The organism is Sphingomonas sp. AC411 (genome assembly GCF_979253035.1).
In genome coordinates, this window is the sequence record NZ_CEEDAQ010000001.1 from 3,384,256 (window position 1) to 3,409,768 (window position 25,513).

The window sequence follows — 25,513 nt, forward strand, 5'->3', positions numbered from 1 at the left end:
ACCTCCCCTCCGTCTGGCAAGCGCCAGCCACCTCCCTGGCGGGGAGGATCGTGTATTCGTTTAGCCGAACGGGCGGTCGATCGAGGGTTGAGGTTCGGTGAACCAAGCGGCGCCTGTTTCGGTGACGTGGAAGTGATCTTCCAGCCGGATACCGAAGCGGTCGGGGACGACGATCATCGGTTCGTTCGAGAAGCACATGCCGGGCGCCAGTGGCGTGCGGTCGCCGCGGACCAGATAGGCGGGTTCGTGGATCGACAGGCCGATACCGTGGCCGGTGCGGTGCGGCAGGCCGGGGAGGCGGTAGTCGGGGCCGAGACCGGCTTTCTCCAGTACGACGCGGGCGGCGGTGTCGATCGCTTCACAGGGTACGCCGGGCTTCACCGCGGCGAACGCGGCGGCTTGCGCTTCGTGCTCGATGTCCCAGATCGCGCGGGCCTCGTCGCCGACCTGGCCGAACGCGTAGGTCCGCGTGATGTCGGAATGATAGCCTTCGACCTGGCAGCCGGTGTCGATCAGCACGAGTTGGTTCTCCTCGAGCAGCTGGTCGCCGGGGATGCCGTGCGGGAAGGCAGTCGCGCGGCCGAACTGCACCGCGCAGAAATACGAGCCGGAGGAGCCGATCGCGCGGTGCGCCTCGTCGATAAAGCGGATCACGGCGCTGGCCGCGATGCCGGGCTGGAGGATGCGCGCGGCGCGGCGCTGGACTTCGAGTGTCATCGCCTTGGCTTGGCGGAGAAGCGCGATCTCTGCCGGGCTCTTTATCATCCGGCAAGCGTCGATCACCGAAGCGCCATCGCCAAGTTCGAGACCCGTGGCGGCAAGCCCGGTCGCCATGCCGTACGGAAGCTGCGGATCGAGTAGCAGCTTGCCGCTGACGGCATCGGCGACCAGCGCGTACGGGCTCTCGTCCTCTTCCCAGAGGCGGAGGTCGGCGTCGATCTCTACCGCTGCCTCAAGCGAGCCCTGTTCGAAGTGCGGGCAGATCAGGATCGGCTGGCCCTTTACCGGAAGCAACAGCGCGACGAGCCGCTCGGTCGCGCCCCACGGGATGCCCGTGAAATAGCGCAAGCTCGCCCCGGCGCCGATCAGCAGGGCGTCGGCACCCGCCGCCTCGGTGAGCGCGCGCGCCTTGTCCAGCCGCGTGGTGCGCTCGGTCGACGTGATGCGCGGCGCGGGGTCCGCCCAGGGGACGATGGTCGCGAGTTCGTCGGCTATGGAAGATCCGCCGATGGTCATGCGTGAGGTCCTTTTTGCCGAAACGGTCGAGGTCGAACGGCGTGAGCGCCACCGCCGGAGTTTCTCCTGCCAACATCGCCGCGACGAGCGTCGCGGTCACCGGTGCCAGCGTGAGCCCGAGATGTTGATGGCCGAACGCATAAGCGAGATTTGCGTGATGCGTCGAGCGGCCGATCGCGGGGAGATAGTCGGGCAGGGTAGGGCGCGATCCCATCCAGCGCGTGAACGGCCCCTCGATCGGCAGGCCGAGCGTGCGGACATGATGTTCCAGCCGCTCCCATTTGCGCGGATCGGGCGGGCCGTCGGGATCGCCGAGTTCGACGAAACTCGCCGCCTGGACGCAAGCGGCATAGCGTGTGACGATCATCGAACAGTCCTCGAACACGATCGGGGGCAGGTCGGCGGGCCAGCCATCGGCGCGGGCGCGGATGTGATAACCGCGCTCGGCGATCATCGGCACGCGGTAGCCGAGCGGTTCGAGCAGATCGCGGGACCGGACCCCGGCGGTCACCAGCACCTGATCGACATCGTGCCCGGCTACGACGATCCGCCCGCCGTCGTCGATCAGGTGCACGCCTCCGCGGGCGATTCGACCGCCGCGCGCCTCGACCGCGGCTTCGAGTGTCGTCGCGAGCCGGCGAAGATCGGCGATCTGGCCGCTGCCGGTAAAGCGGATCGCACCGCCGACCGGATCGGCGAGGAAGCCTAGCCGGCGCAGCAGTTCGGGCTCGGCATCGACGATCCGCGCCGTTCCGATCGCGGTTCGCGACCAGCGCTGCCGGCCTGTCCGTGCGCTCGCGGCCGAATCCCAGACCAGGATATGCCCATTCTCGCGCAACAGATCCGGTGCGCAGATCGCCGCGACCAGATCGCGCCACGCCGGCATCGCGCCAGCCAGCAACGGCGTCAGCGCAGCCGTTCCCGCCGCGAACTTCGCCGGTGTCGACGCCGCGACCAGCCGCGCGGCAAACGGCAGCCAGCGTCGCGCCATCGACGGTGGCAGCCCGAGCGCCCCACCCGCGCTGAACAGGCGACCCGGTACGGATTTAAGCGCGCTTGGCGACGCAAGCGGCTCGACCTGTTCGACCGCGATGTGCCCGGCATTGCCCCAGGATGCGGCGTTGTAATCGGCGTCGCGTTCGAACACACTCGCGCCATATCCGCGATCGAGCAGAGCGACGGCGCAGCACAGGCCGACCACGCCGCCGCCGACTATCCCGATCGTGGGCTTGACCGTTTCCAACCCATTTCTCCTGTTGCACCGCATCAATCACTTTCGTATACGGTATATATATTGAAACGCAGGAAGGTCGATACCGAATGTCTGTCGAGTGGAAGGGTGTATTTCCGGCCGTAACGACTCAGATCCGTGAGGATATGACGGTCGATCTCGCCGATACGCAACGGGTCGTCGACGACCTGATCCGCGACGGCGTGACCGGAGTGATCGCGCTCGGCACGGTCGGCGAGAACAACTCGTTCGAGTATGAGGAAAAGGTCGAGGTACTGACCGCGATCGTCGAGGCGGTCGACGGCCGCGTGCCGGTCATCACCGGTGTATCGGAATATGATACGCGGCGCGCGGTGCGCTATGCACAGGCCGCCGAAAAGGCCGGTGCGGATGGCCTGATGCTGTTGCCGCCGATGGTCTATGTGCCCAAGCCGCATGAACTCGTCGCGCATTTCAAGGGCGTGGCGGAGCAGGTCGGCCTGCCGATCATGCTCTATAACAACCCGCCAGCGTATCGCACGCTGATCGACAACGACGTGCTCGCCGCGCTGGTCGATGTCGCGAACATCGTCGCGGTCAAGGAATCGGCCCTGGACACGCGGCGCTTCACCGACGTGAAGACCGCGTTCGGCGATCGCTACGTGCTGTTCGCGGGGCTCGACGACGTTGCGCTGGAGGGGCTGTATCTGGGCGCGCAGGGCTGGGTCTCCGGGCTCACCAATGCGTTTCCGCGGAATCGGTCGAGCTGGTCAACGCGTTCGCGCGCGGCGATCATGCCAAGGCGATGGAGATCTATCGCTGGTTCATGCCGTTGCTCCACCTCGATGCCGAGCATGACCTGGTGCAGTCGATCAAGCTCGCCGAGCAGGTCATGGGCCGTGGTTCGGAACGCGTTCTGCCGCCACGCTATCCGCTGATCGGCGAACGGCGCGCCGAGGTGATCGCGATGGTCGAGAAGGCTGCGGCGACGCGCCCAACTCTCTCGAACTGATGCGGCACACCTTCTTCTGCATCGACGGCCACACCGCCGGCAATCCGGTCCGCCTCGTCGCGGGCGGGGCGCCGTTGCTGAAGGGCGCGTCGATGTCGGAGCGGCGGCAGGACTTCATGACGCGGTTCGACTGGATCCGCACCGGGCTCTGTTTCGAACCGCGTGGGCACGACATGATGTCGGGCGGGTTCCTCTACCCGCCGACGCGCGACGATACCGATATCGGCATCCTGTTCATCGAGACGAGCGGGTGCCTGCCGATGTGCGGGCACGGCACGATCGGGATGGTGACGTTCGGGCTCGAACACGGGCTGATCCAGCCGGCCGTGCCGGGCCGGTTGCGGATCGAGGTGCCCGCGGGCGTGATCGACGTTGCCTATGAGGCCGAGGGCGCGAAAGTGACGTCGGTGCGGATCACCAACGTGCCGGCGTATGTCGCGGCGCGCGGGATCGAGGTCGACATCGAGGGGATCGGTGCGCTCAGCATCGACGTCGCATACGGCGGCAATTACTACGCGATCGTCGAGCCGCAGGGGCGCTATGCCGGGCTCGACGACCTCGGCGCGGCGGAGATCATCGCGCTCAGCGGACGCGTTCGCGAGGCAGTGCGCGCACAGTTCGAGCCGGTCCATCCGCTCGACCCGACGATCCGTGGTGTCAGTCATGTGCTGTGGGCGGACGTGCCACGCGGAGACGGCGCCGACGGTCGCAATGCGGTATTCTACGGCGACAAGGCGATCGATCGCAGCCCGTGCGGTACGGGGACCTCGGCACGGCTGGCGCATCTTGCGGATAAGGGCCGCTTGTCGGTCGGCGACAGGTTCGTCCACGAGAGTTATATCGGCAGCCGCTTCATCGGCCGCGTCGAGGCGGAAACGTCGCTCGGTGACACCCCCGCGATCATCCCGTCGATCGAGGGATCGGCGATAGCGACCGGGTTCAACACGATCTGGATCGATCGCGACGATCGTTTCTGGAACGGTTTCCAAGTTTCATGAGCCATTTCTCATGAAGTGTAGGCTATGCCGGTGCAGCAATTCTGCCCCCGGAGCCAACCGTCTATGAGTATCGTCGTCCGCACCCTGTCCGAGCAGGTGTTCGAGATCGTCCGCGAACAGATCGTCACGGGCAAGCTCGCCGGGCATAGCGCGATCCGGCAGGATGCGCTCGCGACCGAACTCGGGGTCAGCAAGATCCCCTTGCGCGAGGCACTGGCGCGGCTGGAGCAGGAGGGACTGCTGACCAGCCACGCCAACCGCGGCTATTCGGTCCAACCGATGTCGGCGGACGAAGCGGACGACATCTTCGCGCTCCGCCTGAGCATCGAGCCGCAGGCCGCGGCCTATGCCTCGACCGTCGCCAACGACGCGGATAGGGCGACCGCGATCCTCGCCTTCGAGGAACTCGACAGTGCGGCGAGCGAGCGGCTGGCCGAAGTCGCGATCCGCAACCGCGTGTTCCACACCGCTTTGGTCCGGCCGGGCCGTCGCCTGCTGACCACGCAGATGGTCGAGCGGCTGGCGATCCTCGCCGAGCGCTACGTCGTCGCGCATCTGCGGCCGGCGGGGCGCGAGGACCGCGCGCATCTGGAACATCGCCAGCTGCTCGATGCATGGCTCGCGCGCGACGACGATCGCATGCTGACGCTGCTGACCAGCCATATTCAATCGACGCTGACCGATCTGCGCTTCCAGTTCGCATCAGCGCGCGAATAACGATCACAACCGGGGATGGGCATGTTTGGACCGCGTAAATCGTTCGAATCGTCTGCCCATGGCCAGGAACACAGCCTCGCCAAGACGCTGAGCTGGCCGCATCTGATCGCGCTCGGTGTCGGCGCGATCGTCGGCACCGGGATCTACACGCTGGTCGGCGTCGGGGCCGAGCGCGCGGGGCCGGGCGTTATCCTGGCCTTCGTGATCTGCGGCGTGATCTGCGCGTGCGCGGCACTCGCCTATACCGAACTCGCGACGCTGATCCCGGCGGCGGGCAGCGCCTATACCTTCAGCTATACGGCGCTCGGCGAGGGTATCGCCTGGGTGGTCGGCTGGAGCCTGATCCTCGAATATTCGCTGGCCTGCTCGACCGTCGCGGTCGGCTGGTCGGGCTATCTGGTCGGCTGGATCGAGGCGGCGGGGGTTCACCTGCCGCACGCGCTGCTGGTCGGGCCGCATGGCGGTGGCCTCGTCAACATGCCCGCGGTGCTGGTGTCATTGGCGGTGATGGGGATGCTGATCCTCGGCACGCGGCAGAGCGCGACGCTCAACATCGTGCTGGTGCTGATCAAGCTGGTCGCGCTGACCGTCTTCGTCATCTACGCGGCGCCTGCGTTCAAGGCCGATAACCTGCACCCGTTCATGCCCTACGGTTTCGGCTCGACCGAACTCGATGGGCACAAGCGCGGCGTGATGGCGGCGGCGGCGATCGTGTTCTTCGCGTTCTACGGCTTCGACGCGGTCGCGACCTCGGCGGAAGAAACCAAGAACCCCAAGCGCGACCTGACGATCGGCATCGTCGGCTCGATGCTGGTCTGCACGGTGATCTACATGGCCGTCGCGGTCAGCGCGATCGGCGCGCTGCCGTTCACGCAGCTCGCCAATTCGCCCGAACCGCTCGCCTTGGTGCTGCGCCAGTTGAGCCAGCCGTTCGCGGCGCAGGTGATCGCGCTGGCGGCGGTGATCGCGTTGCCGTCGGTGATCCTGGTGATGATGTACGGACAGAGCCGGATCTTCTTCGTGATGGCGCGCGACGGCCTGTTGCCGCGACGCCTCGCCAAGGTCAGCAAGCGGACCGGATCGCCGACGCTGATCACGCTGCTGACCGGGCTTTCGATCGCGGCGGTTGCGGGGTTCTTCCGGCTCGACGAGATCGCCGAGCTCGCCAATGCGGGCACGCTGATCGCGTTCATCTCGGTCGGCGTGTGCCTGATGGTCCTGCGCCGGATCGCGCCGCAACTGCCCCGCCTGTTCCGCTGCCCGGCGGCGTACGTGGTCGGTACGGTGACGGTGCTCGGCTGCCTGTATCTGCTCGCGAGCCTGCCGACGTCGACGCTCGTGCGCTTCGTGATCTGGAATGCCGCCGGCCTGGCGCTCTATTTCGTTTACGGTCGGCGGAAGAGTGCCGTGGGGCTTGCCGAGGCGTAAGGATACTCAGGTCTGGGACGCGGGCGTTTCACCCCCGGCGTGGCGTGCGCGGAAGAGTTTACCGCCTTCGACTGCGTACACGACCGCCAGGACGCCCAGGCCGATCGCCAGATAGCCGATCGCCAGGGGATAGGTGGTGCCGTTGTAGGATTGCCCGATCAGCGATCCGACGATCACCGCGCCGACGCTGGTGATGAAACCCTGGATCGACGAGGCGGTCCCGGCAATGTGGCCTACCGGCTCCATCGCCATGGCGCCGAAATTGGAACCGCACAGGCCGATGCACGTCATGCTCAGCGCCTGGAACAGCATGTAGGTCCAGAGCGATTCCAGCCCCGTCGCGATCACGCCGATATGCAGCACCGACAGGCCGATCAGCGCGAGTACCGCGGCTTGCGAGATCAGTCGCGTCCCCAGGCGCTCGACCAGCCGGCTGTTGGCGAACGATGCGCACCCCATCGAAAAGGCGCAGACCGCGAACAGGATGGTGAAGCGCTCGCCGGCGTGAAACTGGTCGACGAAGATCTGCTGGGCCGACGATACGAAGGCGATGATACCGCCGAAGGTCATCGAGGCGGCGACCGCGTAGCCCGCCGAGAACCTGTTCGTCAGCGTCAGCGTATAGGCATGGCGAAGCGCACCGAGCGACAAGGGCGTCCGGCGATCGACCGGCAGCGTTTCGCCGAGCCGGCTCGCGGACCAGGCGAGCACCAGCGCCGCAAATCCGGCCAGGGCATAGAAGATGAAGCGCCACGGACCGATCGCCAGCAAGACCTGCCCGAGGCTGGGGGCCATGATCGGCACGAGGAAGAAGATCATCTGTGCGACCGACAGCGTGCGGGCCATCTGGCGCCTCGAATAGCGGTCGCGAACGATCGCGACCGCGAGCACGCGCGTGGAGGCTGACATCAGCCCCTGGAGAACCCGCGCGCCGAGCAATGCGGCGAAGGTCTGCGATCCGGCGGCGAAGATGCTGGCTGCGACGAACCCGGCGAGCGTGAGCAGCAGGATCGGCTTGCGCCCATAGCGATCCGCCAACGGACCGTAGACGAGCTGGCCGGCGCCGAACCCGAGCATGTAAGCGGTGATGATCCATTGCCGGTGGTTGGCGGTGGCGATGCCGAGCTGATGGCCGATATCCGCGAGCGCCGGCAGCATCAGGTCGACGCCGAGCGCGTTGACCGCCATCAACGCCGCGACGAAGGCGACGAATTCGCCGGGTTTCATCAAGGGGCGGCAGTTTTTTCGGTCATCGGGTTGGCCTAGGTCGCAAATGTCGGGAAGGCCATGTGAATGACGCATCGCGAGCATAGGTTCCGGGTGGGGGTTCCGGCTGGCGGGTCCGGTGCGCGGGTCGATCGCCACCGAAGCCCACCGCGCGACCTTTACCGAGGCAGCGCGCGCCTACCGAAGCGGGAGGGTCATGCCCAGTAACTGCCGAGTCGCCCTGAGTGCGGTCTCGAATGGTGCCTGTGTGCGGACGATCTTGACCATCACGCTGGCGCCGAGCCACAGGTGATAGAGCGAGGCGGCGAGTTCGGCCGGGGGCTCGGTAACGCAGAGCGAGCGGTCCGCCACGCCGGCCTCGATTGCCCCGGCCATGCGCGCGACGATGCCGGTCGTCCCGGCCTTCAGGGCTAGGCGCATCGGCTCGGACAGATCGGCGACTTCGGCACCGAGCTTCACGGCCAGGCAGCGGCCTTGGCAGTCGAACGCTCCCTGGGTCTCTCGCCACGCCGCGAAATACAGCATCAGCCGCTCCGCCGCGGTCAGGCCGGGCTTGGCGAACAGCACGTCCATGTCGCCATGATAGTCCTCGAAATAGGCCGAGAGCATGGCCTCGCCGAACGCGTCCTTCGAGGCGAAATAATGGTAGAAGGACCCCTTCGGGACGCCCGCGTCCTTCAGGATCTCGGTGAGGCCGACGGCGGAAAAGCCCTTGCGGCTCATGATCCGCTGGCCCGTCGCCAGGATCGTCGACCGAGAATCGGGTTCGGGTGCTGCTGGCGGCATGACCTTTCCTTATAGATGCGTAGACCGATCGTCTAGTGATGTTAGGCATGTAGGTAGCGGCTTTCGGTGATGGCGCCCCGATATCGTAAATCTCAAAACCATGGCGCCCAATATTTTTACTAGACGACCGGTCTAGTGATGTCTAAGTGTCACCCATCGGCGTTACTCGGCGAGGCGAAGCTGTTCCCATCGATGCAACGTTGGGAGCCATTCGCGACCGTTTCCTGGTTTGCCCGGTTCTTGGCCGCTCCAAGATATGGAAGGACATCGCATGAAGATCCTGATGATACTCACGTCGCACGACACACTCGGCGACACCGGCCGCAAGACGGGCTTCTGGCTCGAGGAGCTCGCGGCGCCCTATTACATCTTCAAGGACGCCGGCGCCGAGATCACGCTGGCGTCGCCCAAGGGCGGGCAGCCGCCGCTCGATCCCAAGAGCAACGAGCCCGACAGCCAGACCGACGACACGCGCCGTTTCGAAGCGGATGACGAGGCCAAGGCGGCGTTGGCCAGCACCGTGAAACTCGCGGACGTCTCGGCGACCGACTTCGACACCGTGTTCTATCCCGGTGGGCACGGTCCGCTCTGGGACCTGGCCGAGGACGCCATTTCGATCGACCTCATCGAAACCACGCTGGCGGCCGGCAAGCCGGTAGCGCTCGTCTGCCACGCGCCGGGCGTCCTGCGTCACGTGAAGACCGCCGACGGACGGCCGCTGGTCGAGGGCAAGAAAGTGACGGGGTTCGCCAATTCGGAAGAAGACGCGGTCGGCTTGACCGACGTGGTGCCGTTCCTCGTCGAGGACGAACTGACGGCCAAAGGTGGCGTCTATTCGCGGGGCCCCGATTGGGGATCGTACGTGGTGCAGGACGGGCTGCTCATCACCGGGCAGAATCCCGGCTCGTCCGCCGCGGCCGCGCGGGCGCTGCTGGACGCACTCGCCGCCTGAGCGCCGGGCGGTAGATTCTGTCGGCATCCCGCGGATCGGGGATGCCGACAGAGTGTGCGGTCAGACCGCGATGATCGCCGCGTCGGCGTCCCCGGCCAGCAGCAGGTGGAGCAGGCCTGGCGCCGGGCGGGCGATCGCGTGGATGCCCAGTGCTTCCAGCGCGGGTGTCGAGGCGCGGTCGACATCCTTCAGGCGAATCCGAAGCCGGGTGCCGTGCTGGCTTGCCGCCTCCAGATTGTCCGCGCCGCCGAGTGCGGCGACGGTGGCGGGGGTGAGCCGGATGTCGTTGGTTGCGACCGGTGCCAGCTCTGCGGGAGGGGGCGCGGTTGTCGCCCCGCTCGGCGCTGCGATCGCGTCGCGAATCTCGACCGCGACCGAGTCGGCGATCGGACCGAGGACGATCTGGAGCGCGTTGGCGGACGGGCGGATCAGGCCGCGTGCGCCGAGCGCCTTGAGTCGGGCCTCGTCGACGTGTTTCTGGTTCACGACGATCAGCCGGAGCCGGGTCGTGCATGCGCCAACGCTGGTGAGGCTGGCGGCGCCGCCCAGCGCTTCGGCAAACGCTGCACCGCGTTCGCTCTTGGCGACCGTTGCCGCTGCCACGGGAGCGTCGCGCTCGCGGCCCGGCGTCGGGAGGTCGAGGCGTTTGATGACGGTGCGGAACAGGACGTAGTAGATCGCGGCGTAGGCGAGGCCGATCGGGAACAGCAGCAGCGGCTTGGTCGCCTTGCCGTAGTTCAGCACGTAATCGAACAGCCCGGCGGAGAAGCCGAAGCCGAGCTTCACGCCGAGCGCATCCATCAACGCCATCGACACGCCGGTCAGGACCGCGTGGATCGCGTAGAGCACCGGCGCGAGGAACATGAAGCTGAACTCGATCGGCTCGGTCACGCCGGTCAGCATCGAGGTGAGTGCGAGGCTGAGCAGCATGCCGCCGACCGCTTTCCGGCGTTCGGGCAGCGCGGCGTGGTACATCGCCAGACACGCGGCGGGCAGGCCGAACATCATCACCGGGAAGAACCCGGCCATGAACGCGCCCGCGGTCGGATCGCCTGCGAAGAAGCGCCGCAGGTCGCCTGTGGTACCCTGGTAATCGCCGGCGACGAACCAGACGATGTTGTTGAGCAGATGGTGTAGCCCGGTGACGAGCAGCAGGCGGTTGAGCAGGCCGAACATAAACAGGCCGAACCCGCCCGCGCCGCTGATCCCGTAGCTGAGGCCGTCGATGCCGGTGCTGAGCGCGCCGAAGCCGAGGCCGACGACGATGCCGAGCACGAGGCCCGCGACGCCGCTGACGATCGGGACGAACCGGCGTCCACCGAAGAAGGCGAGATATTCGGGGAGCGCGATCGCCGAGAAGCGGTTGTAGAAACTGCCGCCGATCAGCCCGGAGAGGATGCCGATCGGTACGTCGAGGCGGGCGATCGCCTTGGCTTTCCAAGCCGCGGTGGCGAGCGCGATCGTGTCGCCGGTCAGCCCTTTCAGCGCGTCGGCGGGGACGGTCATCAGGGCTTGCGCGCCTTGGGTGGTGACGAGGTAGCAGACCACGCCTGCGAGACAGGCGGCGCCGTTGCCGTCACGGGCGAAACCGGTGGCGACGCCGATCGCGAAGAGCAAGCCGAGGTGCGAGAAGATCGCGTCGCCGGCGGCGCTGAGCACCGCGATGTCGAGCAGGTCGGGCTGGCCCAGGCGCAGCAGCAGGCCGGCGACGGGGAGCACCGCGATCGGCAGCATGAGCGCGCGGCCGAGTGGCTGGAGGGCTTCGAGCAGCGACTTCATGGGCGGAACTCCCGAGCGAGCGTTCGCACGTCCGCGGCTGAGATGCAGTTCATCGCCGCGGCGGCATGCGCGCGGCAGGCGTCGATCGTGAGGGTCGCGACCAGCGCCTTGATCTCGGGGACGAGTGCGGGCGCGGACGACAATTCGGTGACGCCGAGGCCGATCAGGATCGGTACGGCGAGCGGATCGGAGGCGAGATCTGCCGCACACGCCGGTCCATTTGCCGTGGACCGCACCGCCTTCGCAGGTCCGCGCGATCAGGCGGAGGACAGCGGGGTGGAGACCGTCGAGATCGCTCGCGACCGCCGGATTGCCGCGGTCCATCGCGAGCGCGTATTGCGTGAGGTCGTTGGTGCCGATCGAGAGGAAGTCGGCTTCGCTCGCCAGCAGGTCGGCTGTGATCGCGGCGGCGGGCGTCTCGATCATGATGCCGAGCGCGACGTGCTCCGTATGCCCGATCGCGGCGGCTGCGGCGTCGAGTGCTTTGCGAACTGCGCGGAGTTCGGCGAGGCTTGCGATCATCGGGACCATGATGCGGCACTGGCCGGCGGGGCGGACCGCGAGGATCGCGCGCAGCTGTGCGTCGAGCATCTCGGGGTGGGCTAGGCCGACCCGGATGCCGCGCAGGCCGAGCGCCGGGTTCTCTTCCGCTGCGATCGGGAGGTAGGGGCGGGCTTGTCGCCGCCGATGTCGAGCAGGCGGACGATCAGCGGGCGACCGTCGAGCGTGTCGGCGATGCGCTGGTAGTCGGCGGTCTGTTCCTCGACGCTGGGCGCGCTGTCGCGTTCGAGGAACAGGAATTCGGTGCGGAGCAGGCCGCAGCCTTCGGCGCCGTTACGGACCGCGGCCTCGGCATCGTCGGCCGAGCCGAGATTGGCGAACGCTTCGATCCGCACGCCGTCCTGTGTGCGGCATTCGCGCGCGGCGTTGGCGAGCGCGGCGCGGCGGCGTTCGGTCTGGACGTCGTATGCGGTTTGCGCGGTCGCCAGCGTCTCGGCATCGGGGGCGACGTGAAGCAGGCCTGCGCCGGCGTCGAGGATCAGCGGCGTGCCGGCGGCGATCTCGGCAAGCGCCGGGCCGATTGCGACGAGGGCTGGCAACCCCATCGTCGCGGCGAGGATCGCCACGTGCGAGGTCGGCCCGCCGCGCTCGACGCAGAAGCCGACGATCGACGCGGTGTCGAGGCCGAGCAGGTGCGAGGGTAGCAGGTCGTCCGCTAGCAGGATCGTGCCGGGCGGGAAGCTCAGCCGCTCGTCGAGGTCTTCGCCGGCGAGCGCGCGGAGCACCTGGCGTTCGAGATCGAGCATGTCGTCGGCGCGTTCGGCGAGGCGGGCGTCGCCGGTTGCGTGGAGCGCGTCGGCTTGGGCGCGGATCGCGGTGCGCCAGGCGTAGGCGGCGCTGTCGCCTTGCGCGATCGCGGCATATGCGGCGGCGGTCAGGGTCGGGTCATCGAGCAGGGAAGTATGCGCGGTGAGGATCGCGCGCTCGGCGCCGGTCGCGGTCGCCGATTTGGTGGCGAGGCGCGTGGTGACGGTGGCGAGCGCCGCATCGAGTGCGGCGCGTTCGGTGGTCGCGTCCGCTCCTTCGCGCGTCACGGCGATCTCGGCGAGGCGGAAGAGCCCGGCCTGGCCGATCGCGATTCCGGGAGATGCGGTGACGCCGGGGAGGCGGCCGTCGGCGGGTAGAGTCAAAACCTTCGCGCCCGCAACTCCTGTTCGCCCGCGAAAGCGGGGGCCCAGGAGCAAGCAGCGCTGTCATTCGTGGCTCCTGGGCCCCCGCTTTCGCGGGGAACACGGGAGTGGAGGCGGATGCGGCGGATACGTTTCCGCCCGCTTCCGCTTTCTCGCCCATGCCGCCGAGGATCAGGTCGCCGATCGCCGCGAGCGCGTCCGCCGCGTCTGGGCCAGTGGCCGCGATCGTGATCTCGTCGCCGAGCTTAACGCCCAGCGCCATCAGCGCGACGGGACTGCGGACATTGCCGTCGCGCTCATCCTTGTGGATCGCCACGTCGGAGACGAACTTCCGCGCTGTCTCGCCGATACGAGCGGCGGGGCGGGCGTGGATGCCGTGGACCAGCGGCACGACGATCGTACGACGGACGGTGTCGCCCTCGACCACGGCCACATCGGCTGAATCGCGCGGCTCCAGCGTCATCATCGCCTCGCCGACGCCGACCAGTCGGTCGGTCTCGCGGCGGACGATCGTGAAGCGCTCGGGGTTGGTGACGATCACCGGCGTAATCACCGCCCGCGCCTCGCAGACCAGCAGGTCGAGATCGAAGCGGATCAACGGATCGAGCCGTTGCACCGTCGCGCCCTCGACCACGCACGGGGTGAACCCGCGCCCGCCGAGCGCCACCGTGTCGAGGCCGATATGCATCAGGATCTCGGCGCCCTCAGGGGTACGCAGCGTGATCGCATGGCCGCTTGCGTGGACGCTCAGCACGACCGCATCGCACGGCGCGTGCAGGCAGTCGCCGGTCGGATCGACGGCGATCCCGTCGCCCATCATCCGTTCGGCGAAGACCGGGTCGGGGACCGCCTCGAGAGGCGATGCCCAGCCCTGGAGGGGCGACGTCAGGATGATAGGCTTCATGGCTTTACGTCCTGCCTGCGACCAGTTGGCCGCCGATCCAAGTGCCCGCGGGCATCAGGTCGGCGGTGAGGGCGACCCAGTCGGCGCGCAAGCCGGGGCGAGCGCACCGCGCTCATGGCCGAGGCCGAGGAAGGCAGCGGGGTTGGTCGCCGCCATCGCCACCGCGGTTGCGACATCGGTATGAGTCCGCACGACGAAATTGCGGACCGCGCCGGCCATGTCGAGATCGGAGCCGGCCAGCGTCCCATCCTCGCCGAAGCATTTGCCGTCCTCGACATGGATCAGGCGCCCTTGCAGGCGGAAATCCTTGTCGACCGCGCCGACCGACGGCATCGCGTCGCTGACCAGCATCAGCCGGTCATTTGGTCGTGCGTTGAGCGCGAGACGCAGCGCGGCGTCGTGGACGTGCAATCCATCGGCGATCAGTCCGCAATAGACTTGGCGATCGTCGAGCGCGGCGCCGACTACGCCCGGCGCGCGGTGGAGCAGCGGCGACATCGCGTTGAACAGATGCGTGATCCCGCTGAGGCCCGCGCCGACCGCGTCGACGATCGTCTCGTAGTCGGCGTCGGTATGGCCCGCGCTGACGATCACGCCGCCTGCGACCAGCCGCGCGATCGACGCCGCGTCGGTCAGCTCGGGGGCCAGCGTCACCATCACGCGACCCTTGCGCGGACGGATCAGCAGTTCGATCATCGCATCGTCGAGCAGCCGGAACTTGGCCGGATCGTGGATCCCTTTGCGCGACGGATTGATCCACGGGCCCTCGATATGCGCGCCGACCACACCGGGAACACCGGCGAGGATCGCCGCGTCCATCGCGTCGAGCGTCGCCTCGATCACCTCGGGCGTGTCGCTGATCAGCGTCGGCATGAACGCGGTCGTGCCATAGGGGACATGCGCGGCGCCGATCGCGGCGATGCCCTCGACGGTCGGCTGGTCGTTCAGCAGCACGCCGCCGCCGCCGTTGACCTGCGTGTCGATGAACCCGGGGACGAGCCAGCCGCCGCCAAGGTCGATCGCCTCGGACGCGATCCGCTCGAGCGGGGTGATCAACGCGATCCGGTCACCGACGACGCGGATCGTCGCACCGTTCAGCAGGCCGTCGCGCGTGACGACGGTGCCGTTGACGACATGAAACTGGGTCTCGCTCATACCGTCTTCGTCACCTTGCTGAGATGCAGCGGCGCGTCGGGGTTGAGCCCGCGACGCAGCGAGAGGGCATTGGCCATGCGGTAGAAGCTCTGGATCATGAGGATCGGCTCGATCGCCGGATGCGCGGTGTAGGCGGCGGGGGCGGTTTCGCCATTCGCCTTCGCATCGGCGAGGCAGACGCGGGCGCCACGTGCGGCAAACTCGGCTGCGGCTTCGCGCACGCCATCGCCGGCGGTGTCGGAGGTGGCGAACGCGATCACCGGGAAGCCGTCGTTGACGATCGCCATAGGCCCGTGGCGGACTTCGGCGGCGCTGAACGCCTCGGCATGAAGCGCGCAGGTCTCCTTGAGCTTCAACGCCGCTTCCTGCGCGATGCCGTAGCCATAGCCGCGACCGATCACGAACAGGTTGTTGGCGTCCGCCAGCGCATCGACCACCGACGTCCAGTTCGCGCCGAACGCGAGCGCCAGCATGTCGGGCAACGTGTCGATCGCCTTGGTCAGCGCGTCGTTCTGCGACCAGGCCGCGGTCAGCGCCGCGAACGCCGCGAGCGCGCAGATATAGGACTTGGTCGCCGCGACAGATTTCTCCGGCCCCGCCTTCAGCGCGATCATCGTGTCGGCCATCTCGGCGAGCGGCGACGTCTCGTCGTTGACGAACGCGACGACATGCGCACCGGCTGCCTGATAGGCGGACACGGTGGCGAGCAGATCGGGGCTGCGACCGCTCTGCGACACCGCGATCACCAGTGCGGTGCCGGGCGCCATCGGTGCGGCATAGACCGACGACACCGACGGGGCGGCCGACGCGACCGGCACGCCGAGCAGCGTCTCGATCAGGTATTTTCCATAGGTTGCTGCATGATCCGACGACCCGCGCGCGCACGTCACGACCACGGCTGGCGGCGCGGCGCGGAGGCGTTCGCCAAGTGCCGTCAGCGCCTCGCGGTTGGCGGCGAGCAACCGCGCAACGGCGTCGGCAGCTTCGGCGGCTTCGCTGAACATCAGCGTCGGCGTCGACGCAGTAGTAATCTCGGTCACGGTATGCCTCCGGCCGGCGCCCGTGCGCCGGCGTCAGATGTCGTTGAGTTCGGCGACGAGGTCGTAGGCGTCGCCACGGTAATAGGATTGGGTGAATTCGGCGGCCCGGCCATCGCGCAGGAAGCCGCGGCGTTCGATGAACAGGCCGGCATGGCCTGCATCGACGCCGAGCATCTTGGCATGCTCCGGGCTGAAATGGACTGCGCGCAGGCGTTGCAGCGCGCGGACCGGACGGTTGCCCGCCGCTTCGAGCGCTTCGTACAACGAGTCCTGGACGGCATCGATCGTCGGCAGGCAATAGCCGGCGATCGTCGAATATTCGAGCGCCATCGGCGTGTCGTCGGCGTAGCGGATGCGCTGGAACCGGTACACCGCAGAGCCCGGCGACAGCCCGAGCGACAGCGACTCCTCAGGCGTAACCATGCCAATAGTGCGGCTGACCCACGCGCTGCTCGGCGTCCGGCCGCGCGACTGCATGTCTTCCGAGAAGGACGACAGCTTCGAGAAGCTCTTTTCGACGCGGGTGGCGACGAACGTGCCGGCGCCGCGGCGGCGGGTGAGCAGGCCTTCCTCGACCAGCCCGCCGATCGCTTTGCGGACGGTGATGCGCGACACGTCGTATTCTATCGCAAGATCGCGTTCGGCCGGGAGCGCGTCGTCCTTGGCCAGCACGTTGCGGTTGATCGCATCGCGGATCAACTGCTGAAGCTGGACGTACAACGGCGCGGGATTGCCATCCCGGAACCTGCCAATGCTCGTTGAAAAGGACATGAAGGCGACTTTCGATGATGCCGGAGCGGGCCTCGAAACGAGAATGACCCGGCAACCGATCTTGGATACGTTATGTATTGGTATTGTTCAAGCGACTTGACCGACTGTGTTGCAAAGTACGGACTTGAGATTTCGTACGCGCGTCATATCGGTATGGCGGCGCGCGGCCGGAGCAAAGCCGAATTGGCGCTCCCGCGCAGCCGTCGCCGACGTGCCGTCCTCGTCGCTGGACACGACGAGACTGCCGCAGGACGCGTGCACTTCGCCGATGCCCGTCGCGAGGATTTCGGAGACGTTGTCGGCATCGACGCCGCTGCCGGCGAGAATGACGATGCGGCCCGCGGCGCGACGATGCAACGTGGCCAGCATGGCAAGCCCGTCGATCGCCTTGGGTTGGCCACCCGACGTCAGGATGCGATCGAACCCGAGCGCGATCGCGGCGTCGAGGGCGGCCGGCATGTCGTCGCACAGGTCGATCGCGCGGTGCAGCGTCAGCGACAATGGCGTACCACGTGCTTCGCCCAGGGTGCGGGCATGCGCGACGAGATCCGCGAGTAGGTCGGTGTCGAGGCTATGATCCTTGCGGCTCGCGCCGATCACGACGCCGGCCAGGCCTGAGTCGCTGGCGGCGGTCATGTCCGCGGCGATCATGGCCGCCTCGCGCGCGGTATAGTGGAAGCCACCTTCGCGGGGTCTGGCGAGCAGATGGACGGGGATCGGAATGGTCGTCGCGGCGGCGATCAGCGAGGGCGAGGGGGTCAGCCCACCGAGCGCCAGGGCGGCGCACAACTCGATCCGGTCGCCGCCGCCCGCGACGGCTGCGTCGAGCCCCGCGATATCGTCGACACAGATTTCGAGGGTCATCAGGCGGCCTTCAGCGATCAGTAATATTATTACGTTTGGCCGATCGAATCACGTGCTTCAATCCCCAAAAGCACCGGGGTCGGCAAGAAATGGTATTAGCGGCCTGGAGCGTCGACAAGAGGATTAAGGGTCATTTTCGGTGTAATTGGCCGCTAAGGTGCTACGATACAACGGGAACTTCTGTCATTCGGCCTCGCATCCGATTGGTAACCAAATTGTAATTTCCGATGGATTCGGCAAGCGAATTGGTTATACGGTTGTCCTGCCAAGTCGCTCACATAGTAACCAAAACAGTACCAAGCGGCGGGTGATCAAAGGGGCGCGGCGTGCGTCGGGGTGGCGCTGCGGCGCCAAAGGGAAGGGGCTTTGACAATGAATTTCCGTAAGCAGATTTTGTTGGCTTCGAGCGCAGTCGTCCTCGTCGCCGTAACGCCAAGCGCGTTCGCGCAGGTCGCCACGCCGTCGGCCGACCCCGTCGCTACGCCATCGGCCGATGCCGCCGCAGCACCGCAAGCTGGAACGCCAACCGCTCCCGTCGCCGACGAAACCGGCGAAGACATCGTTGTCACCGGGATTCGCGGGAGTTTGCGGAGCGCGATTGCGGTTAAGCGTCAGGCCAACGCGATCGTCGACGTCATCAGTGCCGAGGCGATCGGCAAGTTCCCCGACCGCAACGTCGCCGAATCCCTTTCGCATGTTCCCGGCGTCAGCATCGATCGTCGCTTCGGCGAGGGCGAGAAGGTCGCGATCCATGGTACCGACCCGGCGCTCAACCGCATGCTGCTCGACGGCCACGCGGTCGCCTCGGCCGACTGGGGTGGCAACGACAACGATCCGACCAGCCGTACCTTCAACTATTCGCTGCTCGCGCCCGAGCTCGTCGAGCGCCTCGAAGTCTACAAGTCGCCCGAGCCACGCATCGAGGAAGGCAGCATCGGCGGGACGGTCATCGTCCGCACGCGCCGTCCGCTCGACACGCCGGCCAACTCGATCTTCGCGTCGGGCGGCTATTCGTACAACGACCGTGCCGACAAGGGTAACGTCCGCGCGTCGGGCCTGTACAGCTGGCACAACGAAGGCGGCACGTTCGGCGTGCTCGGCGCGGTCACCTACGACAAGCAGAACCTGACCCGCGCCGGCGTAGAATTCTTCGGCTTCGAGAATGCCGGCGACCGCTTCTTCCAGAAGGATGCGAACAACGCGCTGGTCCTCGACGCCGGCGGACAGCCCGTCCTGAAGAACCCGAATGCGACGATCACCGGCGGCACGCGCCAGGATCTCGCCAATGCGGTGTCGCCGTTCGGCATCAACTACGCGTATTTCACGCAGCAGCGTAAGCGCATCAGCTATGTCGGCACGGTCCAGGCCAAGCCGACCGACGACATCACACTGACGCTCAACGGCCTGCACATCGACGGCAACTACAACAACAGCAGCCAGTCGATGTACGTCATCCCCGGTGCGTGGAGCGGCGACGTTCTCCAGTCGGCGACGATCGCGAACGGCGTCGTCACCAATGCGAGCTTCGGTGCGGCCTCGGCGAACAGCCAGAGCGCACAGCTCGACCTGCTGATCCGCAAGACCAAGCTGACCACCGACAACCTCAACTTCGTCGGCGAATGGGAAGGCCCGGGCGGCTCGAGCGTGTCCGCGACGGCCGGCTGGAGCAAGGCGATCGGTGGGCGCAATCCCGAATATCTGCTCGATGTGCGGACCGACCTTCCGTACAGCTACGGCTTCACCTCGGACAGCGCGAACGTCGACTATGTCGGCGACCTGACCAACCCCGCCAATTATCGCCGCAGCAACAGCCCGCAGCTCCAGACGATCGACGGCGCTCCGGTGATCGTCAACGGCACGCAGCTGAACGCCGCGCGCGCCGGCGGGATCGATTTCTCCAAGACGATCGATCGCGATTATTACGCAGGCTATGACGCGGTCATTCCGTTCGAGGCGGGGCCGTTCAAGGAAATCCGCATCGGCGGCAAGTTCACCGATCACCGCAACCGCCTGAACGCGAGCGGCTTCAACAACTACTCGACGTCGAACTACACGCTGGCGAGCCTCGGCGTCGACACGATGACGACGCCGAACGGCACGTTCGATGGCACCGGCGGTACCGGCAACGCGACCCAGTACATCAACCTGGCGCAGCAGACCGTCATCGACATCCTCGCCAATTCGGTGAACGTGGCCGTCGCCAAGCCGACCGCGTCGTACATCGTCGACGAGACGGTCGCGGCGAACTACGTCCAGCTGAACTTCGATCAGAGCGGCTTCCGCGGCAACATCGGTGGCCGTCTGGTCTATACCAAGAACGTGTCGAACTATGCCGACCAGGTCTCCGGCACCGACGGCAGCCTGCCGACGATCGTGCCACAGCGCGTACAGAACGACTATCTGAAGTTCCTGCCGAGCCTGAACGTCGCGTACGAAGCAGGCGCGCACCTGATCTTCCGCGGCAGCGTCGCCAAGGTGATCGCCCGCCCGCGCTACGAACAGCTCGGCGGTTCGGTCGGTCGCAACGACATCACGCTGGATGCGAGCGGCGGCAATCCGAACCTGAAGCCGTACCAGTCGACCAACTACGAACTGTCGGCGGAATATTATCCGCGCGAAGGGACGCTGTTGTCGCTCGAACTGTTCCGTCGCGAGGTGAAGGACTACATCCTCAACGGCCTCAGCCGCCAGACGTTCTTCAACGAGCTGACGCAGAGCAACGCATCCTATCTCGTGTCGCAGCCGCTCAACGGCGGCAACGCGAACGTGAACGGCGCGCTGGTCTCGGCACAGGGTGAGATCTGGCACGGCTTCGGCCTGCAGGCGAACTATTCCTATGCCGAGAGTTCGACCGACGAGGGGTTGAACCTGCCCTATCTGTCGAAGCACACCGTCAACGTGATCCCCTATTACGAGAACGGGCCGTTCCAGGCGCGCTTGAGCTATAACTACCGGTCGTCGTATTTCCGCGCGATCGGCCGCCTGAACTCGATCGACATGGTCGCGCCGTACAGCCAGCTCGATTTCTCGGCAGGCTTCAATCTGACCAAGGCGGTCACGCTGACGGTCAACGCGCAGAACCTGCTCGATTCGACCTACACCCAGTATAGCGGCACGCGCGATCGGCCGACGGCGTTCTACAAGAACGGCCGCACGTTCGTCGCGTCGGTATCGTTCAGGATGTAAACCACGGGGCGCGCCGGGAGACCGGCGCGCCTTCCTCTTCGACGCCCTAATTGGCGCCCTCTTTGACGGAAGCACACCGCCACGCATGATATCGGGACGGATCAGGACAGGGTTGCAGCGGATCGGGCAGTGGGGTGTCGGGTTCGCCTCGGCCGTCCTGATGCTGGTGCCGCTATTGGTGCCGACGCCCGCCGCGGCGGAGCGGATCGACCTCGATGCGGGGTGGAGCTTTTGGTTGGCGAAGGATGCGCCGGCCGACCCGGCGTGGCTGAAGAGCGATCCGGCGGGGGCGGAAAGCGTCGTTGTTCCGCATAGCTGGCCGCTGTCGCGCGGTGCGGGCGCCGAGGGTGTCGGCTGGTACGCGCGAACCCTGGTGGTGCCCGAGGCGATCGTCGGCAAGCATCTCGAACTGCATTTCGACGCGGTGTTCTACGCCGCGCGCGTTTGGGTGAACGGGACGCTCGTCGGCACCCACGAGGGCGGGCATACCGCGTTCGATCTCGACGTCTCGAAGGTGCTGAAGCCGGGCGCGAACCGGATCGTCGTGTCTGCCGACGATCGGCCGGGGTTCGCGACGATTCCGGGCTATGCGATGCGTCTCCAGGGTTCGGGGAACGTCTGGTACGACTGGTGGCATAGCGGCGGGATCACGCGCGACGTGTCGCTCCGGATCGCCGAGGGCGGGCTGATCCGCTGCCAGCGGATTCGCCAGGTTTTGCGCGCGGATAGCGCGACCGTCACCAGCGGTGTCGCGATCGAGAATATCGACGCCAAGCCGCATACCTACGGGCTGACGACGATCGCGATCGATCCGGACGGCCGCGAGGTTGCGCGCGCTTCCAAGAGCGTGACGGTAGCCGCGTCTTCGGCGGCGGCGCCCGACGCTGCGCTGACGATCGCCAAGCCGCAACGGTGGCAGATCGGTGCAGGAAGCTGTACCGGATCGTCGCCGAATTGCGCGACGAGAAGGGCGTGGTGCTCGACCGGCGCGAGGATACGATAGGCCTGCGCAAGCTCGCGCTCCGCGACCGGCGGCTATACGTCAACGACGTCGCGGTGCGCCTCACCGGTGTGACGCGGCACGAGGATTCGCCGTGGGAGGGTGCCGCCGAAACGCGCGGGACGATCCTGCACGACATGCGCGATCTCGCCGCGTTGCACGTCACGCTGACGCGGCCGGTGCATTACCCGCAGCCGCAGAGCGTGTTCGACGCGGCGGACCGCGCGGGCATGCTGCTGATCCCCGAAATCCCGATCTGGCAGATGACCGCGGCGCAACTGGGCGATCCGCGGCTGCTGGTCCGCGCCAAGGCGATGATGGCCGAGATGATCGCCGAAAGCGGCAATCACCCGAGCGTGCTCGCGTGGAGCGTGATGAACGAGAGCGAGGCCGCGACGCCGCAGGGGCTCGCCTTCGTCAAGGCGATGAAGGCGCATATCAACGCGATCGATCCTGGTCGGTTCGTCACGTTCGCGGATTCCGAGATCGCGATCCGGCCGGTCCGCGTGCCGGCGCTGGTCGAGGCCGATTTCGTGATGGCCAACGCCTATTTCGGCACCTGGAGCGGCGCGGCGTCGGGCGTCGGCCCTTGGCTCGATGCGTTCGGTAAGGCCTATCCCGACCGGATGCTGGTGATATCGGAGTTCGGCTGGCCGGGACCGTTCTCGAAGGATTCCGCCAGTGCCGATATCGCGCGGACCGAGAATTTGAAGGACCAGCTCGCGGCCTTCGCGACGCGGCCCTGGGTCGGCGGCGCGATCTTCTGGAGCTATTCGGATTACCGTTCGAACAAGAACCTCTTTGCGGGGCTTGCGGACGGCTATGTCGATCACGGGCTAGTCGATCCCGATCGCCAGCGCCGGCCGAGCTATTTCGCCTGGGAAGCCGCCAATCGCGCGGTCTCCGCGACCGTCGACCTGACGATGGCGGGCGAGACGCCGACCGGCTTCACCGCGACCGTCGCCGGCCCGGCGAAGGATGCGTTGCCGTCCTATCCGCTGATCGGTGCGCGCCTTCACTGGCGCGCGATGGGCGGCGACCGCGTGCTGCTCGGCGAGGGCGAGGAGGCCCTGCCGGTGATCGCGCCGGGCGGCACCGCGAAGGTCTCCGCATCGTGGGCGGGGCGTCTTTCGCCCGTCACGGTTACGGTCGATATCCTGACCGCGGAGGGCGCGCGCGCCGGCGGCGTCGTCCGCGACTATGAACCGTTCAAGGCGGGGTCGGCCGCTTATCCGCCCGATCCTGCGCAATTGCCGAAGGCTCCTTCATGATCCGTTTCCGCCCGCTCGCCTTCGCGCTGTTGATGACGTCCTCCGCGGCGTTGGCCGAAGGGCCGAAGCTGATTCCGATGCCCGCCTCGATCGAGGCAAAGGCGGGGACGCTGACGATTGGCGGGGGGCGGGGATCGTCGCGACCGATGCGGGAGCGAAGACGGCGGCGCGGTTGCTGGTGCAGCAGGTGAAGGTGGTTCGCGGGCTGACGCTGGCGGGCGACGCGGGCGCCGGGCCGATCCGGTTCGTGCGGGATGCCGGCGTTGCGGGTGACGAAGCGTATGTGCTGACCGTCGACACGAACGGCGTGACGATCGCGGCGAGCGGTGATGCGGGGCTCGTCCACGGCGCGATGACGCTGGCGCAGTTGCTCAGCCCCGACGCGGCGATCGGCAAGCCGGTCACGCTGGCGGCGATGACGATCCGCGATGCGCCGCGCTTCAAGTGGCGCGGGCTGATGATCGATCCGGCGCGGCATTTCGTGCCGATGCCGATTTTGTACGCCATGGTCGATCAGCTCGCGGCGCAGAAGATGAACGTGCTGCATCTTCACCTGACCGACGATCAGGGCTGGCGGATGGAGATCAAGCGCTATCCCGATCTGACGCGGATCGGCGCCTGGCGGACGCCGCCGTCGAGCGGCGGCGCGCCGGGGCCGAAGGTCGGTGGATTCTACACGCAGGCCGAGCTGAAGGCGCTGGTCGCCTATGCGAAGGACCGCGCGATCACGGTGGTCCCCGAGATCGACCTGCCGGGGCATGCGCAGGCGGCGGTGGCGTCGTATCCGGCGGAGGTCGGCGTGCTCGGCGATCGTCCCGCGGTCAGCCACGACTGGGGCGTGAATCCGTGGCTGTTCAGCCCGGAGGACCGCAGCATGACCTTCATCAAGCATGTGCTCGACGAATTGATGGAGGTGTTTCCGTCGCAGTTCATCCATCTCGGCGGTGACGAGGCGGTGAAGGACCAGTGGGAGCGGTCGCCCGCGGTGCAGGCCAAGATGAAGGCACTCGGGCTGAAGACCGAGATGCAGATGCAGAGCTGGATGATCGACCAGCTCGGCGAGTATCTGGCCAAGCACGGCCGCCGCATGATCGGGTGGGACGAGATTCTCGAAGGGGGCCTGCCGCCGTCGGCATCGGTGATGTCGTGGCGTGGCGAGAAGGGCGCGGTCGAGGCCGCCAATCAGGGCCATGACGTGGTGCTCAGCCCCGCGCCGACGCTGTATCTCGACAGCCTGCAGAGCACCCGGAGCGACGAGCCGGCGGGGCGGATCTCGGGCGGCGATGCGATCGTCACGCTGGCCGATCTCTACAAATACGAGCCCGAGCCGAAGGGCCTTGCGCCCGACAAGGCGCAGCATGTGATGGGCGCACAGATCAACGCGTTCAGCGAGTATTTCGTGACGCCCGAACAGCTGCAGCACGCGACATTCCCGCGGCTGTCGGCGCTGGCCGAGCGGACATGGTCGCCGAAGAGTACGCAGGACTATGCAGGCTTCGTCGCGCGGCTGGAGCCTCAGATGGGGCGGTATGCGCGGGCCGGAATCGCGGCGGCGGACAGCGCGTTCGCGGTCGATTTCGCGGTGCAGGGCACGCGCGGCGATGCGCTGCGGGCGCGCAAGGTGCCGGTCACGCTGGCGACGCAGGCAGGCTATGGCACGATCCGATACACGCTCGACGGCAAGGCGCCGACCGCGCGGTCGAAGGCCTATGCGTCGCCGCTGTCGCTCAAGCCTGGCGTGGTCGTTCGCGCGGCTGCGTTCACCAGCGACGGGCGCCCGACTGCGGTGCCGCGGCTGTTCGAGACGAGCCGTGCCGCGCTGTTGCGTCGGTCGAATTCGGCGATGGTCGCGTGCCCGGGCGGATCGCTCAACCTGCGCGTACCGCTGACCGCGGAGGCGACCGCGCTGGCACCGGTGTACAACATCAACATCTTCGATTCGTGCACGATGTATCCGGCCGCGCCGCTCGACGTGGCGCGCGGCTTCAGCGTCGATGTCGCGCGGCTCGCCCGGCATTACGGGCTGGCGCACGATGCGAGCAAGCTGGTGCCGCATTATGCGGTGACGACCTACGGCGAACTCGTCGTGCGCGCGGGTGGCTGCAAGGGGACGATCGCGGCGACCTTCCCGCTGCCCGATCCGGCGACCAGCCCCAACCGCATGACGTTCCGCGGCAAACTTCCCGAGGGGAAGGGCGACGCCGACCTTTGCCTGCAATTTACCCAGTCGCTCGAGTCACCGATCTACGCGGTGGAATCGATGCAGCTGACGGAGACGAACTGATG

Annotated in this window: 16 protein-coding genes and 5 pseudogenes; 10 read left to right on the forward strand and 11 right to left on the reverse strand. The window is 67.0% G+C overall.

Annotated features, from left to right (window positions below; all coding sequences use genetic code 11):
- Positions 1-60 precede the first annotated feature (60 nt).
- On the reverse strand, positions 61-1,236 hold the full coding sequence (locus AC0IX7_RS17375; RefSeq protein WP_471813078.1) for a M24 family metallopeptidase: 1,176 nt from the start codon (positions 1,234-1,236) through the stop codon (positions 61-63).
- Positions 1,237-1,321: 85 nt separating this feature from the next.
- Positions 1,322-2,503 (reverse strand): annotated as a pseudogene (locus AC0IX7_RS17380) (NAD(P)/FAD-dependent oxidoreductase); the annotation flags it as partial.
- A gap of 53 nt (positions 2,504-2,556) precedes the next feature.
- On the opposite strand from AC0IX7_RS17380, the pseudogene AC0IX7_RS17385 reads away from it, so the two are divergent.
- From AC0IX7_RS17385 to AC0IX7_RS17400, 4 genes and pseudogenes are all read left to right on the forward strand, one after another.
- A pseudogene (locus tag AC0IX7_RS17385) lies at positions 2,557-3,458 on the forward strand (dihydrodipicolinate synthase family protein).
- Positions 3,458-4,456 (forward strand): 4-hydroxyproline epimerase, encoded by a 999-nt coding sequence (locus AC0IX7_RS17390; RefSeq protein WP_471813080.1) that lies wholly within the window; start codon positions 3,458-3,460, stop codon positions 4,454-4,456. Before AC0IX7_RS17385 ends, AC0IX7_RS17390 begins: the two are co-directional and overlap by 1 nt.
- Positions 4,457-4,519: 63 nt before the next feature.
- Positions 4,520-5,173, forward strand: coding sequence for a GntR family transcriptional regulator (locus AC0IX7_RS17395; protein ID WP_471813082.1), 654 nt, complete (start codon positions 4,520-4,522; stop codon positions 5,171-5,173).
- 15 nt (positions 5,174-5,188) lie between these two features.
- Positions 5,189-6,601: an amino acid permease gene (locus tag AC0IX7_RS17400; RefSeq protein WP_471813083.1), complete on the forward strand. Its 1,413-nt coding sequence runs from the start codon at positions 5,189-5,191 to the stop codon at positions 6,599-6,601.
- Between the two features lie 6 nt (positions 6,602-6,607).
- Here the strand turns inward: AC0IX7_RS17400 and AC0IX7_RS17405 are convergent, their stop codons facing one another.
- Both AC0IX7_RS17405 and AC0IX7_RS17410 read right to left on the reverse strand, forming a co-directional pair.
- Positions 6,608-7,828 carry a multidrug effflux MFS transporter gene (locus AC0IX7_RS17405; RefSeq protein WP_471813084.1) on the reverse strand — a complete coding sequence of 407 codons (1,221 nt, stop codon included), beginning with the start codon at positions 7,826-7,828 and terminating at the stop codon, positions 6,608-6,610.
- A gap of 177 nt (positions 7,829-8,005) precedes the next feature.
- Positions 8,006-8,614 carry a TetR/AcrR family transcriptional regulator gene (locus AC0IX7_RS17410; protein WP_471813086.1) on the reverse strand — a complete coding sequence of 203 codons (609 nt, stop codon included), beginning with the start codon at positions 8,612-8,614 and terminating at the stop codon, positions 8,006-8,008.
- Positions 8,615-8,885: 271 nt separating this feature from the next.
- Here AC0IX7_RS17410 and AC0IX7_RS17415 point away from each other — a divergent pair, with 271 nt between their 5' ends.
- Entirely contained in the window at positions 8,886-9,566 is a 681-nt protein-coding gene (locus AC0IX7_RS17415) for a type 1 glutamine amidotransferase domain-containing protein (RefSeq protein WP_471813087.1), read from the forward strand.
- Between the two features lie 60 nt (positions 9,567-9,626).
- Here AC0IX7_RS17415 and nagE read toward each other — a convergent pair whose 3' ends face one another.
- The 7 genes and pseudogenes from nagE to AC0IX7_RS17450 all read right to left on the reverse strand — a co-directional run bounded on the left by nagE (position 9,627) and on the right by AC0IX7_RS17450 (position 17,770).
- Complete coding sequence (gene nagE / locus AC0IX7_RS17420) at positions 9,627-11,345, reverse strand: N-acetylglucosamine-specific PTS transporter subunit IIBC (protein ID WP_471813933.1); 1,719 nt, start codon at positions 11,343-11,345, stop codon at positions 9,627-9,629.
- A gap of 258 nt (positions 11,346-11,603) precedes the next feature.
- Positions 11,604-13,090 (reverse strand): annotated as a pseudogene (gene ptsP / locus AC0IX7_RS17425) (phosphoenolpyruvate--protein phosphotransferase); the annotation flags it as partial.
- Between the two features lie 175 nt (positions 13,091-13,265).
- Positions 13,266-13,940: pseudogene (locus AC0IX7_RS17430) on the reverse strand (glucose PTS transporter subunit IIA); the annotation flags it as partial.
- Positions 13,941-13,944: 4 nt separating this feature from the next.
- A pseudogene (gene nagA, locus AC0IX7_RS17435) lies at positions 13,945-15,095 on the reverse strand (N-acetylglucosamine-6-phosphate deacetylase).
- Positions 15,092-16,099 (reverse strand): SIS domain-containing protein, encoded by a 1,008-nt coding sequence (locus AC0IX7_RS17440; RefSeq protein WP_471813935.1) that lies wholly within the window; start codon positions 16,097-16,099, stop codon positions 15,092-15,094. The pseudogene nagA and the gene AC0IX7_RS17440 overlap by 4 nt, the downstream one beginning before the upstream one ends.
- A gap of 69 nt (positions 16,100-16,168) precedes the next feature.
- Entirely contained in the window at positions 16,169-16,906 is a 738-nt protein-coding gene (locus tag AC0IX7_RS17445) for a GntR family transcriptional regulator (RefSeq protein ID WP_128455172.1), read from the reverse strand.
- A gap of 87 nt (positions 16,907-16,993) precedes the next feature.
- The gene (locus tag AC0IX7_RS17450) at positions 16,994-17,770 is read right to left on the reverse strand and encodes a copper homeostasis protein CutC (RefSeq protein ID WP_471813089.1); all 777 of its coding nucleotides are present in this window, start codon (positions 17,768-17,770) and stop codon (positions 16,994-16,996) included.
- Between the two features lie 372 nt (positions 17,771-18,142).
- On the opposite strand from AC0IX7_RS17450, the gene AC0IX7_RS17455 reads away from it, so the two are divergent.
- From AC0IX7_RS17455 to AC0IX7_RS17475, 5 genes are all read left to right on the forward strand, one after another.
- Positions 18,143-20,956 carry a TonB-dependent receptor gene (locus AC0IX7_RS17455; protein ID WP_471813090.1) on the forward strand — a complete coding sequence of 938 codons (2,814 nt, stop codon included), beginning with the start codon at positions 18,143-18,145 and terminating at the stop codon, positions 20,954-20,956.
- 85 nt (positions 20,957-21,041) lie between these two features.
- A complete protein-coding gene (locus tag AC0IX7_RS17460; RefSeq protein ID WP_471813092.1) occupies positions 21,042-21,959 on the forward strand; it encodes a sugar-binding domain-containing protein in 918 nt (305 codons plus the stop codon).
- Positions 21,869-23,227 carry a glycoside hydrolase family 2 TIM barrel-domain containing protein gene (locus AC0IX7_RS17465; protein WP_471813093.1) on the forward strand — a complete coding sequence of 453 codons (1,359 nt, stop codon included), beginning with the start codon at positions 21,869-21,871 and terminating at the stop codon, positions 23,225-23,227. Before AC0IX7_RS17460 ends, AC0IX7_RS17465 begins: the two co-directional genes overlap by 91 nt.
- The gene (locus AC0IX7_RS17470; protein ID WP_471813095.1) at positions 23,224-23,418 is read left to right on the forward strand and encodes a hypothetical protein; all 195 of its coding nucleotides are present in this window, start codon (positions 23,224-23,226) and stop codon (positions 23,416-23,418) included. Before AC0IX7_RS17465 ends, AC0IX7_RS17470 begins: the two co-directional genes overlap by 4 nt.
- Complete coding sequence (locus AC0IX7_RS17475; RefSeq protein WP_471813937.1) at positions 23,406-25,511, forward strand: beta-N-acetylhexosaminidase; 2,106 nt, start codon at positions 23,406-23,408, stop codon at positions 25,509-25,511. Before AC0IX7_RS17470 ends, AC0IX7_RS17475 begins: the two co-directional genes overlap by 13 nt.
- Positions 25,512-25,513 lie beyond the last annotated feature (2 nt).